The sequence below is a fragment of the Yersinia sp. IP36721 genome (genome assembly GCF_003634395.1).
In the GTDB taxonomy this organism is placed as follows: Bacteria; Pseudomonadota; Gammaproteobacteria; order Enterobacterales; family Enterobacteriaceae; genus Yersinia; species Yersinia entomophaga.
Window position 1 is genome coordinate 11949 of the sequence record NZ_QCZL01000003.1, and the last position, 14568, is coordinate 26516.

Genomic DNA, 14568 nt, shown 5'->3' on the forward strand with positions numbered 1-14568 from the left:
TAAAACCCCTTTGATTCAGCTTTGATTACTCGGTTTCTTCAGCCTTATCATCCTTTTTGCCTTCTTCAATTCCACCCTTTACATCACGGTTTTCAGACTTGGTATGGGCCTGAATAAACGGAGTGTTGCCACTCAATACATCTTTCGCACCGCCGGTGAGCAAACCAGAAACGGTTGGCGCAAGGTTAAAGCCGCCGCCGCCCTGATAGTTGTTACCTTTGACTTCCTGTAACTCAAGAGCTTTGGTTTTCAGTTCAACTTTGCCTTGATCACTGCTCAGTTTTCCGCCGTTTAACAAGGTGTTACCTTTCACGTTCAGCGTTACGCCTTCTTTACCGCTGATCGCTGAGGTTTCGTTAATGGCATCGTTATTTACCACGTTAGCGTTAACTTTGAAGTGACCATCCAGACCAATTTCTTCTGCCGGGCCAACGACTTTGTTTTTCACTTTGTTACCCGCCCAACGAGCGCCTTTATCCCAAACCGCGCTGTCAGTTTTTTCCTCAACCAATTTCTCTGGCAAGGTCACTTTATCGTTGGCTTTACTAAAGCTCACGGCATTGGTGGTGTCTTGCTTAGGGTCGTTTTTGTGAGCGAACTTATTGTACTTATCTTCAACCTTATCAAAGGCTTTGTTAGCTTTGGTTTCCAAGGCGTTTTTGATTTTTTCCTTCCCTACCGGGCTGGCATCAGAAACGCGAGTTACCAGATTATCTTCTTTTTTATTGGTGTGGCTTAAACCTAAATCCACGCCAACGTTGACACCGGTTTCACGATCTTTGCGGCTTTCGACACGCAGATCGCCACCTACATCCCCGCTCACTTTATCCGCAGTCACTGTGGCACCAGCCAGCGTGGTGTCTTTTCCGCTGTTCAACGTCAGATTACCGGTATTAATCTTGGTATTCTGTTGTTTAACCGCATCTTTTTTCTCAACGCCGACGTTGATACCCGCGCTAACGTTATGAGAGTCTTTGCCAGATTCGCTGTCGACTACGCCTTTGTCATTCTTATCATAAGATTGAGAAATGCCTGCGCTGCCTTTCAGACCCAAATTCCAGTTGTTTTTCTTCTCTTCGTTTTGCGCTGACTCCAGCACTATGCCACCTTTTTTAGCATCCAGAACCGTTGCTTTACTGGTGACTTCGGTGCCTTGCAAATGGATAGCCTGTTTGTCATCGCTGCCGGATTCAATCTTCAGCGTCCCTTTGCTGTCGATTTTACTACCCTGACGAGTCGTGGCTGATTCATCAACTTTATCGAAGTTAACGTCGCCGCCCAGATTGAAACCACCGCCGCTCTTGGTTTCAGAATCGGTACTGCTGGTGCCGACATTGATGTTGCCAGACAGCTTGGTATTTTCCTTGCTGCTGGTGGATTCAGCTGCTTGCAAATCAACCTTGCCCGCGGCTTTCAGCGTGACATTGCCGGTTGGCTGCTCTTTGCTACCAATCTGGCTGCCTTTCAGCGTTAAATCACGGCCGGAATCCAGTTCTACGCCTTGTTTACCCGCCAACTGACTCACTTTGGCATCGGAAGTGCTGCTGCTGCCGTTGTCTATACCGCCGCCCAAACCAATGCCGAAGTTGTTGCTCTCTGGCGTGCTGCCGCCTTTGGCAGAAAGCTTAACGTTAAAGCCTTTATGGTTCTCGCTGCTGGTATCCGTGGCCTGATCGAATTTGATGTCCCCGCCGGCTTTGACGCTGGTTTTACCCGCGCCTGCGTCCAGAGAGGTGCCCTGATAAGTCGCGTCCTCTTTGACCTTGATACTAATGCCATCGGCCGCTTTAATCTTGCCGGTGACCGCGTTGCTGGCGTCTTTTTCGCTACGGGTAGTACCGCCTTCGCCTTTAGCATCGGCACTGATATCGCTGCCAGTGGAGGTATAAACACGTAGATCTGCGTTACCTTTGGTCTCACGGCTATTAACGGTTTCCGTATTGGCTGCCGCTTCGCTGGTGTGGCTTTGGGCTTCAATGGTTACGCCGCCTTTAGTGGCTTCGTATTGCGTGCCCTGATCTTTCACTGTGCCTGTGGTTTTCGTGGCAACGCTGCCAGCCTGAACGGAAGTAACGAGCGCTTTTGAGCTGTTTTTAGTGACATCGCTGCTGCTGCCGTTGGCTCCGACATCGATACCAAGGTTCGGCAGGCCAATATCACCCAAATCGTTAGCGGCACCGAGAATGTCCAGTTTAGCAATCTTATCAATCGCTTTTTCTGCCGGACGAGTAATGCCGCTGTAATCAACGTTAGCGCCGACTTCAGCACCGATTGTTAACGTTTCAGTTTTGCTGTTTTTGGTATTTTTAGCTGCGAGGTTATTCACATTCGCTGCTTCCTGCGTCAGTTTCTCCCCCACTTTATGCTGAGTGCCTTGGTTGGTCAGATCGCCTTTTGCCTCAACGGTAAAGTTTCCCGCTACGTTGGAGCTGGATGCCGCGGCTTTGTTCGCGTCAGTGTGAGTTTTGCTATTTTCATAGCCAACTTCTACACCGCTGCCCGCTTTATCAATACCGCCAGTGTAGTAAACGCCGCCGCCAACTTTTGTGCTGGTTTTGTCGCTGGTGGTTTTGTCTTCTGCAGCCAGAAAAGCAACGTTATTACCGCTGATTTTAGCGTCGTCTTTGGTCGTTTCCAGTTTCGAGCCAGTAAAGGTAACGTCTTTATCGGATTCGATTTTTACGCTGCCGCCGCTGAGGGTTGCCGCTTTATTCTTGGTGCTGTCGGTTTTTTCTGTTTCGCTGGTATGCTCAATGCGCAGGCCGGCACGATATTGTTTATCGCTATGTTCTTTGGCATAGGCATCGACTTTCAGCGATGTGGTTTTTTCGTCAATCTTTTGCTGTTCAACGGCTGATTTAACATTCAGATTGCCCAGCGTTTTAATCCCTAACTCATCGGCGCTATTGACCAGACTGCCAACGATAGTCGTATCTTGCTGACTAAACAGTTTTAAATCTGCATCAGATTTCAGTTCGCTACCGGTAGATTGCTCGGTAGAGTTATTCGCTTTCTTCGAATCTTTAGTGATATTGAAAACGGTACCGGTGCGTTGATCCACTTTCTCGGTGGTTAAGCTAATGGCGTTATCAATGACCAGACCGCCATTCTTGGTTTCAACGAATGCGCCTTCTTTGGCGGTGACTTTACTACCAGTAACCTTAACGCCTTGATTACCGGATACCAGAAGTTTCCCATTGCTAGAAAAATCAGAGGCATGGCTGACTTCTTTCTTATTGCCATTATCCTTATCATCTCCGCCGCCGATACCGCCCCAAACCACGATATCGTTCTTCACGGTTTTCTGGTTGGCTGTTTTCTGTACATCGATATTGATTTGTTTGTCTGCGGTGACAATCAGGTCTTTTTTAGCTCGAACTTCCGCGCCTTTACTGGTGATATTACCGCCCGCGGAGAGGCCTAAATTACCGGTTACGGCGTTGAGTTTTGCGGTTTTAAGATTTTCCGTCGTAGTGCTATTGGACCAGCTACCCGTCAGTAATTTGCTGGTGTCATTTTTACGTTTGCCATTTTCGCGGACGGTTTGTGATTCAGTTAAACCCGATAGATGCAGATCGTTTTTTGCATTGATGCTGAGATCGTTGTTGGCATAGACCTGGCTACCGCTGATCACGATATCGCCTTCGTCAGCCATTAATTTTGCATTTCGATGTGCATGAATCTCAGTGCCAACTTGTTCAACTTTCTCGTTTTCTTTATTGGTATTGCGACGCCAGGCACCACGATCCCGATTATCAGTATGGCCGTCGGTTTGTGTGAGTTTTTGCCCATCTAGCTTGAGGTTAGCGCCTTGCAGAGTGACATCGCGGCCTTGGACATATGCGCCGGTCAGCGTATTGTTTTGCTTGGCAACAATCGAAATATCATTACCTGAAATGCTGGTTTCCTGAAGGCGCTGGCTGCTATCGCGGTTGTTAACGTATTTGCCGCTCCACCAGGTATCGTAGTTATCGCTATCATTACGGCTGTGACTATCGGAGATGATTTTGCCTTTGGATACGATGTTTTTACCCGTTAATCTGATATCGGCGCCTTTTAATTTGGCTGCCTCTAACTCGAGATTGCCTTTCGATGCAACATCGATATCCCCAACGGTGACCTGACCGTTAGCTAAACGAAAGGTATCGATTTCATTGCCGATTTTGACACCGCTTCCTTCGGCTGTGCTGATCAGGCGAATACGGCCAGCTTGCATACTACCAAGGTAGTAGCTGTCTAATGCGCCCGCTTTTTGAGTGTTTCTGCTTTCGAGAATCTCGCCTTTGGCTGAGACACGGTTTTCGCCGGTCAGAGCATAAACCTGCTCCGGTGAGGAAATATGGCCTTCGGCGCTGATGCGTGGTGCAATCAGATCCAGAGCGCTATCCGCATCCAGTCCGCCTTTGCCTATTGAGAGCGCATGGGTATTGTTGAAGGTGTTAAAGCCATTCAGCTCCCCTTTTTCAACCAGCGGATTCCCTACCACCAACGAAGAGCGGTTGGTATTGATAAAACCGCAGCCATCACAGGTGATACCGTTCGGGTTAGCAAGCACATAATCAGCGGCCATGCCGAAGATTTCCTGTTTCCCTAATAGTAAAGAAGGATTACGGCTAATCACTTCATTCAGAATGATTTTTGCAGCGTTACTGCCCAGATTGGCGTTGGCATTAAGCTGACCGGCCAGTTGAGAGGTGCCGTCGGTTAAGGAGTTATTTAGCACTGCGCCGGGTTTATTGACGTTAAAGCTATCGTATTGGTTATGAGACAAACCTGATGCTGAAGGAGCAACAATGTCGACTACCGCAGCGCCGTTGGCAGCGCTGCTGATGGTTGGGTTATGGGCTGCGTCACCGGCCCCGACGATATCGGCGGCGTAGGCTGCACCCAATGAGGCGAAAATAATCGCCAAAGAGGCAACCAGTTTTCCTGCGGGTGACAGTTTGAATTTTTTAGTTTTCATCCGTGTATCTCCTAGATATTTCCGTTTTTATAACGTTAACTACTGGTGTTATTAATCAATAAAAGGATCGTTAAAAGGTGTACGAGAAACGGGCCAGAACCTGTACCGGATCAACGGGGGTTTTATGCTCGGAAAGAATCCAGCCACGGCTGGCTTCCACATCAATTAATGACCGTTGATAACGGAAGGTCACTCCGGCGCTGAGGCCTGCGCTGCTTTGCCAGCTTTGCTGACTAAGACGTGCCTGTACTCGCCCTACATCTGCCCCTAAACGTGGAGTAAAAGTGGTATTGCCCACTGGAACTGTGCGAGACAGCGTATTTTGCAGATACCAACCGTTATCGCCGGAAAGGGTGCTATGACTAAAGCCGCGTACTGCGCTGCGGTCAGTCAGGCTGATCCATTCCACGCCCGGTAGAGAGTTTTTGCTGTGCTGGCCGTAGAACGAGTTGGTCAATTGGTACGGGTTATCAAACAGGGTAAAGCGCTGGCTTAAACTGGCGAAAACCTTGGCTTTGGTAAACTGTGCGTCCGGATAACCGGCAGGTTTGCGGCCACTACTCCGCTCTGAGCCAAACCACGGCATGCCTTGCTCTACCGTGGCATTCAGGCTAAGCAGGCCGCGCGGTAGAATTTGCATATGACTGGCACCCAATTCCAGCACCGTCAGCGTTGGGCTGCTGATATGTAGCTTGGATGACTCAAAATAGTTATTAACGTTTTTGTAGGTAAGTTGTGCGCTCAGTGAGTCAATTTGGTCTTGATCCCGGTGAAACACATAATCCGTACGCAGGCCGTATTGTTTTGTATTTCCGTCTAATTTAACGGTATTAATCGCTAGTTTCTGATGATTTAAATAATCAGAGAAACTGGCAAATCCGCTAAATGTCCAGGCACCGTAAGGTATGGAATACAGCATGGTGTAGGCACGGCTATAGCGCTGCTGCGGATCTTTTAATGTGCTACTGACATTTAAGCTAACGAAGTCAGATAAACCCAATGGGCTATCATAACTGGCAGAAGTCCGAGCCAGCCATTTTCCGGTATTTTTCTGGCCGTAATTATCCATACTTCCAGATAAAAGCCATGATTTGGTATGTACATTGTTCAATCGAACAATAGAACCACCGTCTTTTTTACCGGGTAAAATATCTAATTTAGTTGTATTGGATTGCAGCCTGTTCGCCTGATCTAATCCTTGATCAAGCTGTGTCAGATTAAGCGGTTTTCCGACTAAATCAGGAAATAATAAATCACTATTAACCCAGTGGTCACCACCGATAATTTTCTCGATAAAACCTTCGGTGACATTAATACCCAGTTCACCATCCTGATTAGGCTGGATAAATTGAACTCTGGCAGTAACGTAACCTTTGCTTATATATAAGTGCGTGATTTCACGGGTAAGTTGATTAATATCGTTACTACTGATGCAATTTTCAGGTAAAGTAGCGATCGATTCTAAGTCACTGTTTTTTAATAGAGTCACGCCGCGTAAATAAACGCCATTGATCGGTAAACATTGCGCCGACATAGGTAAAGCCATGTGATGCATTTCAGCTTCGGAATCCAACAGGTTTTGTTTCTTTAACTGTTGGTAGCGACGTTCATCCATTATTTCGTGAACGGTACGCGAGCTATCCTGCAATGCACGACGAGATTCGCTCATAGGGGAGAAGTCACCCATATTAGGCAAAGTATTCCCCTGAGCGCTGGCGCTCAAAAGCAATAAAAATGCGGAGTATCTTTTAATCATTTAATCCTATTATGAGAGACAGTCTGTCACGCCATATAAAGACGTTGGTACTGTTTCTGTCCTTTATTTAATGCGTCGGGGCAAGACTACCTCTTGCTCGAAAAGGTTAAATAGCAAATAACAGAGAAGCCTCAAATGGCTTGAAGCGTCAGTTCACCTTTTTCAGGTAGCCTTTATCTGCGATGTTGGCGCAGATAATTAATGACTTATTAAATGCGTAGAATGACTAAATGGAATGACTCTTTTTAGAAGGGTTAATTCCATGGTGTTTGTAAAATTTATAAAAATTGAAAAGTAAGTATTATTTTTTCTTATAAAGATTAATTTTGTTTTTACTATTAATCTTATTCTTTGTAGTCAGAAGAATCCTAACTCATTTCTATGGGGTGGATAATAGGGGAAATGGTAATAGCTGACAACCCGTGCAGATGGGAATGTGAAATTTCGTAGAGGACATTTAAGGTAAACGCGCGTAAGTCTTTGTATTTAGATCGAGAACGCACCTGAAATTTATCGGGTACGACAACTTTATTTAGTTAATTTATCATTTGATGCTGCTTTTTTGATTGCTCGTCCTGACCAATAACCGGCGAGGAGATAACCGGAAAGAGTGTGCCAGACGGAGAAAAGAGCCCCCGGAAACGCAGCTAATGGAGAGAAGTAGATTTTGCCTAATGTGGCCGCTAGCCCAGAGTTTTGCATACCAACTTCAATAGCTAATGTGCGGCAGGTTGATTCGTCAAAGCCGAATAGTTTTCCGCCCCAATAGCCACTGAGCAAGCCGATACCGTTATGCAGAATAACGGCCATAATCACCACGAATCCAACAGATGCAATATGTCCCTGACTACCCGCAACTACAGCGCTGATGATGGTCAGAATGCATACCATCGAGAGAGCGGGCAGGTAGGGTTCGATACGTTTAACTGTCTTGGTAAAACAGTGATGGATAACCAATCCGGCAGTTATCGGAATGACTACGATTTGCAGGATGCTTTTCAGCATACCCATTACGTCTACGCTGATTGTGGCATCGACGTATAAACGGGTGAGCAGCGGCGTAGCGAATACGCCAACCAACGTTGAAACCGCAGAGATAGTGACAGATAAAGCCACATCACCTTTGGCCAGATAAATCATAACGTTAGATGCTGTTCCGCTAACCTACCAAAACCATTCCAGCGGAAAGATCCGGCGGCATGCGGAATAGCATTGCCAGTATCTAGGCTGCCAGCGGCATAATCAGATAATGCAAAAAAGTTGCCGCAGCCACCGGGGCAGGCCGCGAAAGCACTTGTTTGAAGTCTTCTAACCGCAGCGTTACGCCCATGGCAAACATGATTAGCATAAGTCATGGCCCGATATAGGGGCCGATCGGCGTAAAGGTGCTGGGAGTGTAATAGGCAGCGATAGACAGTAAAACCGGCCAGAGCGGGAACAAGCGAGTGACTTTGGCAAGCATGCGATGTCCTGTTATCTGGTGATGTTGTGCAGAGAAGGTGCCGGGCGGTATCCACCCGGCTGATTGTTATTATCTATTCGAACAGATTATGGTGCAGGGTTTTGACTACTTGTTCGGCATCGTCGCCAGGAACCAGGAAGCACAGATTGTTGCTGCTGGCACCGTAGCAAATCATACGAATATTGAATGGATCTAATACGCCAAATACTTCTTTCCCAACGCCGTAAGCCTGAGAAAGCTGATTGCCGATAATCGCCACCAGAGCCAGATTTTCCTCGACTTCCACCCGACAGAGGGAGGATAGCTCGGTCAGTAAAGACGTGGTCAGCAGACTTTCGCCGGTTGACGTGGAGCCAGTGGTATCCAGCGTTAGCGCCACGCTGACCTCCGAGGTCGTGATCAAATCAACGGAAATATTATGGCGCGCCAGAATATTGAAAACCTCCGCCAGAAAACCGCGAGCGTGAAGCATATTCAGGCTGTGTAGGGTCACCAGCGTTTGTTTACGACGTAATGCCAGCGCGCGGAACAGCGGCGGATTTTCGGTTTTATTGCAGACTAAGGTGCCACCGGCGGCCGGATCTTTGCTCGAACCAACAAACACGGGAATATCGCTGCGAACGGCGGGCAATAAGGTGGCGGGATGCAAGACTTTAGCGCCAAAAGTTGCCATTTCAGCGGCTTCTTCAAAAGCGATTTTATCGATGCGCTGAGCTTGAGGCACCACGCGCGGATCCGTAGTGTAAATGCCTGGAACGTCAGTCCAGATATCAACGCGGCTGAGGCTCAAAGCTTCACCTAGCAATGCGGCGGTATAGTCACTGCCGCCCCGGCCAAGAGTGGTGGTGCGGCCTTTAGCTTCGCTGCCGATAAAGCCTTGGGTGACAATAATAGCTTCGGCCAGACGCGGCGCCAGCTGGGCTCGAGCCAGTTCGGCCAATGCCTGAGTATCGGGTTCTGCTCGACCAAAGCGATCATTGGTGCGCATCACTTTACGCACGTCGAACCATTCCACGGCAACGTCGCGTTGGCGAATGATTTCAACGAACAGCAGCGTAGACATCAGTTCGCCGTGGCTAACCAATTCGTCCGTCAGCGCCGTGGATGTCGCCAGGCTGGCGGCCTCGGACAACATGGCGATATTGTCCAGCATACGGTCAATTTCATCACGTACTACGCTGGATTCTTTCAGGTTATCGAGAATGGCATATTGAATATGGCGAATTTCATCCAGATGAAAGGCGCGCTGTTCTGGCTCGCAACCTTCGGCAAGGGCGACCAACAGATTAGTAACACCGGCGGAGGCCGAGAGAACGACCAGGCGAACATCGGTATGAGACAGAACCACGTCAGCGCTGCGGCTCATGGCGGTAAAATCGGCGACGCTGGTTCCACCAAATTTGGCGACGACGGTAGCCTGTTGGGATGCTGCATGAATCATCTAAAAAACCTCGTGTCAGGGATGCACCGCGCAGGGTGGTCATCTAAATACATAAGCCTTGGCACAAGGGAAGAGCGGGAGACAGGGGGCACAAGCATAAGAGTTACGCTAGGGTACACCCAGAAGCGCTCCACCTTGCTAACCATTCTAAATGAACGGTTTCCGGTGACAACCCAGGGGATTCAGCCCCTGTAGTCGACGTGGTGATAGCCGAAGTCATCACGTCTCGGCGTCGCTCCCCCTCAAATGTCTTCAGCGGATTACGGCTCCTCCGACACTCTACCTGGGCGACGCACCTCTTCTGGCTTACGCAATGCTGCGTAAGTAGGTGTTTAGGAATAACGGGTTCTCGGGCCGCTGTCAACGGCGGCACAATGAGGTTTTTTCACCTTCATACTGCCGGTTTTCAGCCTAGTGGGGGAATCTGTGGCGTGGCGAGGGCAATGTATTGGGATTATCTGCAAAATAGCGGTTTTTCCAACGATGTCACCAATTGTTAACAATAAAAATTTTTTCTGACCGAGCGCTTATTCGTCAATTTTATAATAAAAAGGGAAGACGCCTGGCCTTCCCTCTGGTTGAAGTGATTTCTTGGGTAATCAGCGGCTTGCCGATGAATTATCGTCCTGTACCAAGGCTATCAAAGTGCAGGGCACAGCGGGAGCCACGCCGGCACTAATTGGCTGCAAAGTGCCGTCTTCCCGCTGATAAAATAGTGGAATAATGCCCTGATGTTTCTCCAGATATTCCAGCCAGCCAAAGTTTTCACTGAGTTTGGTCGCTTTGATGGTGGCACCTTTGGCAATCTGGCTGCTTAAGCGGCCATAAGTGGCTTCTGGCGCGAACAGCACTTCGTGGCGGCGGAATCGGCTACTTTCCGCATTGGTTCGCCCTTTTTGTAGCGTGCCGGAACGAATGGCGAACACATGGCTATCGCCAAAGATATGGCCAAAATGGTACACCGCTAGCGCATTCTGGTGGCGATTGGGAGATAGCGCCAAAACCTGCGCGGTTTCGCTCAGATCGAGATAGTTTTCAGCATGTTCTGAGTAAGCGTGACCATAATAGGCCGGAATGCCTTCCATACGCGCCAGGCGGTAATATTCCCAACTGCTATCCGTGACCAGCACTGGAATATTCAGTTTAAGCAACGCCTGCGCCAGCATGCGCGCCACGCTATTGGCCCCGACAATCAGTACGCCGCGCGGCTTCTGCTGCTGAACCCGCAGCCAGCGCGCCATTATTCCGCTGGTCAGGCTTTGCAGCACGACGGTGCCGATAATAATCGCAAAAACCACCGTAACCAGCTTATCCGCTCCTTCGTAGCCATTACGCTGTAAAGTTAGGGCAAATAATGAGCTGACCGCCGCCGCGACAATACCTCGCGGAGCGATCCAGCACAACAGCAGACGATCGCGCCAATGGAGACTGGATCGCCAGGTCGAAACGGCGATACACAGCGGACGGGCAATAAACTGCACTACCGCCAGTAAAATCAGTAGCGGCCAACCCATGTTCCATAGAGCATGAATATCCAACCGCGCCGCCAGAATAATAAACAGAGCGGAAATCAGAATCGCAGATAATTCTTCCTTGAAAGCCAGAATATCGCTGGTATCGACATCGCGCATATTTGCCAGCCAGATGCCCATTACCGTGACGGTAAGCAGGCCGGACTCATCGGCAATGGCGTTAGAAATACCAAACGCGGCCAACATAATTGCCAGTACCGCCAGGTTTTGCAAATAGCGAGGTAGCCAGACGCGGCGCAGCGCCAATCCTAATAAATAGCCAAATAGCGCGCCGGCGATCAAACCCACCGCGGCGGTAATACCCAGCGTCCAGAACAGGTGAGTGTAAGATTCTGCATTCTGTTTCAGGACAATAAATTCAAAAACCAGCAGAGTGAATATCGCCCCAACCGGATCGATGACAATCCCTTCCCAGCGTAGCACCTGATTAATCGTAGATTTTGGGCGCACCACTCGCATTAACGGAGCAATAACCGTCGGGCCGGTCACCACTGTGACGGCTCCGATTAGCGCGGCCAATTCTGGAGGGAAATTCAGTAGCCACCAACAGGCCACGCTGATAACCGAAAATGTCACCAACATTCCCACGGTAACCAGATTGCGTACCACGCCGCCCAAACCGCGAATCTCTTCCACTCGCAGAGTTAACGCGCCTTCAAATAAAATGATGGCAACGGACAGGGAAACAAGCGGGAACAGCAAATCGCCAAACAGCAAATCGGGCTGCACCCAGTGCACCAGCGGGCCAAGTACAATACCCATCAATAACAGCGGAAGAATCGCCGGTAAGCGTAATAACCAGGCGACCCACTGCGCCAATAATGAACTCAGACCAATCACCACCAACATTAGCGGGGGAGATAATTCCATAGCGACAACCTTTTTAATCTTAAGCAAAAGTGGGTATGTTTTAATCTGCCACATACCTGTGACAGTTACACAACCTCAGTAACAGGTTGTTATCCTGAAGTATAGGAATTTTGCCCTTAAAAAGGGAATGGGGATCTTTTCTGATCGAGAGTTATTACCTATCGCAAGAAAAGAGATCTCAATCACAGGTTAACAGGATACAATTAACGCATTCGTTTCATTATCCTTAAGCCTAGAAGAGCGTCGCTATGAAAAATGTAAATCCTAGTCAAACCGCTGCCTGGAAAGCGTTAGAACAACACTTTGAACAGATGAAAGATGTGCAAATCCGCGATCTGTTTGCCGAGGACAAGCAGCGTTTTGAGAAATTTTCTGCCACTTTTGACGACCAGATGCTGGTAGATTTTTCAAAAAACCGCATCACCACTGAAACTATGGAAAAACTCCAGGCACTGGCAAAAGAAACCGATCTGGCCGGTGCGATTAACTCCATGTTCTCCGGTGAAAAAATTAACCGTACCGAAGATCGCGCCGTACTGCACGTTGCCCTGCGTAACCGCAGCAACACCCCGATTCTGGTCGATGGTAAAGACGTAATGCCAGAAGTGAACGCGGTGCTGGCTAAAATGAAACAGTTCTGTGACCGCGTGATCGGCGGCGAATGGAAAGGTTACACCGGTAAAGCGATTACCGACGTAGTGAACATCGGTATCGGTGGCTCAGACCTTGGCCCTTACATGGTGACCGAAGCGCTACGGCCGTACAAAAATCATCTGAATATGCATTTTGTTTCCAACGTTGACGGCACCCATATGGCCGAAGCGTTGAAACCGCTGAACCCGGAAACCACGCTGTTCCTGGTCGCATCTAAAACCTTCACCACTCAGGAAACCATGACCAATGCGCACAGCGCTCGCGACTGGTTCCTGGCTGCTGCACAGGACGAAGCGCATGTGGCAAAACACTTTGCTGCGCTGTCTACTAATGGTAAAGCCGTAGCCGAGTTTGGTATTGATACCGACAATATGTTTGAGTTCTGGGACTGGGTAGGCGGCCGTTATTCACTATGGTCTGCTATCGGCCTGTCTATTGCTCTGTCCGTTGGATTCGAGAATTTCGAGCAGTTGCTGAGCGGTGCCCATGCTATGGACCGTCATTTTGCCGAAACTCCAGCAGAGAAAAACCTTCCGGTTCTATTGGCACTGATCGGCATCTGGTACAACAATTTCTTCGGCGCAGAAACCGAAGCGATTCTGCCGTATGACCAGTATATGCATCGTTTCCCGGCTTACTTCCAGCAGGGCAACATGGAATCTAACGGTAAGTATGTGGATCGTAATGGCAATCCGGTTGATTACCAAACGGGCCCAATCATCTGGGGCGAGCCGGGCACCAACGGTCAGCATGCGTTCTACCAGTTGATTCATCAGGGCACTAAATTGGTTCCTTGCGATTTCATCGCGCCAGCTATCAGTCATAATCCGCTGAGCGACCATCACGCTAAGCTGCTGTCTAATTTCTTCGCGCAAACCGAAGCTTTGGCTTTCGGTAAATCGCGGGCAGAAGTGGAAGCCGAATTTGCCGCCGCAGGTAAAACGCCGGAGCAAGTGGCGCACGTTGCACCGTTCAAAGTCTTTGAAGGCAACCGTCCAACCAACTCCATCTTGCTGCGCGAGATTACTCCGTTCAGCCTGGGGATGTTGATTGCTCTGTACGAGCACAAAATCTTTACTCAAGGCGCAATCCTGAATATCTTCACCTTCGACCAATGGGGTGTAGAACTGGGCAAACAGCTGGCTAACCGCATTCTGCCTGAGCTGGCGGATGATGCGCCGGTGACCAGCCACGATAGCTCAACCAATGCGTTGATTAACCGTTTCAAGAACTGGCGTTAAGCTAGAGAGCTAAAGCTCTTTGATCCGTGCTTATTATTGGCCTCTTACTGATGTAAGGGGCCTTTTTTCGGTCTGAGGCTTGGCCTTGTGTTAGCCTCAGACTGTTTCCCCCTCTTTCTCTGGGTGTATCTATGGCGAAAAATTCGCGTTCTCAATGGGTAGCTAAAAATCTACAGCGTTTATTAAACGTTGGCTTGATCGCGTTGGCCGCTATTTTGGTGGTCTTTCTGATTAAAGAGACGTTTCATCTTGGGCAGGTTTTGTTTACCAATAATCAGGAAACCTCATCCTATAAGTTGATCGAAGGAATAGTGATCTACTTCCTGTACTTCGAGTTTATCGCATTGATAGTGAAGTACTTTGAGTCAGGTTATCACTTCCCTCTACGCTATTTTATCTATATCGGAATAACTGCCATTATCCGGCTGATTATTGTCGATCACGAGAACCCTATTGATACGCTGGTGTATTCGGCGTCGATTCTGCTGCTGGTGGTGACGTTATATCTGGCCAATACCGAGCGACTAAAACGCGAGTAAACAATAATAGGCATAAAAAATGGCGGCCATATAGGCCGCCATAAAGACACAGTACCAGGGTAAATTACAGCAAAGTAAGCAGTGGCATGCTTTGTAACCAACTGGTGCAG

The 14568-nt window shown here is 48.7% G+C and carries 6 protein-coding genes, 1 pseudogene and 1 riboswitch; of the genes and pseudogenes, 2 read left to right on the forward strand and 5 right to left on the reverse strand.

Annotation, left to right across the window (positions count from 1 at the left end):
* Positions 1-25 precede the first annotated feature (25 nt).
* The 5 genes and pseudogenes from DBA33_RS03795 to DBA33_RS03815 all read right to left on the reverse strand — a co-directional run bounded on the left by DBA33_RS03795 (position 26) and on the right by DBA33_RS03815 (position 12024).
* Positions 26-4963, reverse strand: a complete 4938-nt coding sequence (locus DBA33_RS03795) for a hemagglutinin repeat-containing protein (RefSeq protein WP_064515536.1) — start codon at positions 4961-4963, stop codon at positions 26-28.
* Positions 4964-5033: 70 nt separating this feature from the next.
* Positions 5034-6719, reverse strand: coding sequence for a ShlB/FhaC/HecB family hemolysin secretion/activation protein (locus tag DBA33_RS03800; protein ID WP_064515534.1), 1686 nt, complete (start codon positions 6717-6719; stop codon positions 5034-5036).
* A 528-nt stretch (positions 6720-7247) separates the two neighbouring features.
* Positions 7248-8181 (reverse strand): annotated as a pseudogene (gene panS, locus DBA33_RS03805) (ketopantoate/pantoate/pantothenate transporter PanS).
* Positions 8182-8254: 73 nt separating this feature from the next.
* The gene (lysC, locus tag DBA33_RS03810) at positions 8255-9622 is read right to left on the reverse strand and encodes a lysine-sensitive aspartokinase 3 (protein WP_120805611.1); all 1368 of its coding nucleotides are present in this window, start codon (positions 9620-9622) and stop codon (positions 8255-8257) included.
* A 115-nt stretch (positions 9623-9737) separates the two neighbouring features.
* Positions 9738-9931, reverse strand: a riboswitch (Lysine riboswitch).
* Between the two features lie 290 nt (positions 9932-10221).
* Complete coding sequence (locus tag DBA33_RS03815) at positions 10222-12024, reverse strand: sodium:proton antiporter (protein ID WP_120805613.1); 1803 nt, start codon at positions 12022-12024, stop codon at positions 10222-10224.
* 248 nt (positions 12025-12272) lie between these two features.
* Here DBA33_RS03815 and pgi point away from each other — a divergent pair, with 248 nt between their 5' ends.
* Complete coding sequence (gene pgi, locus DBA33_RS03820) at positions 12273-13919, forward strand: glucose-6-phosphate isomerase (protein ID WP_064515529.1); 1647 nt, start codon at positions 12273-12275, stop codon at positions 13917-13919.
* Positions 13920-14050: 131 nt separating this feature from the next.
* Complete coding sequence (psiE, locus tag DBA33_RS03825; RefSeq protein ID WP_064515527.1) at positions 14051-14458, forward strand: phosphate-starvation-inducible protein PsiE; 408 nt, start codon at positions 14051-14053, stop codon at positions 14456-14458.
* Positions 14459-14568 lie beyond the last annotated feature (110 nt).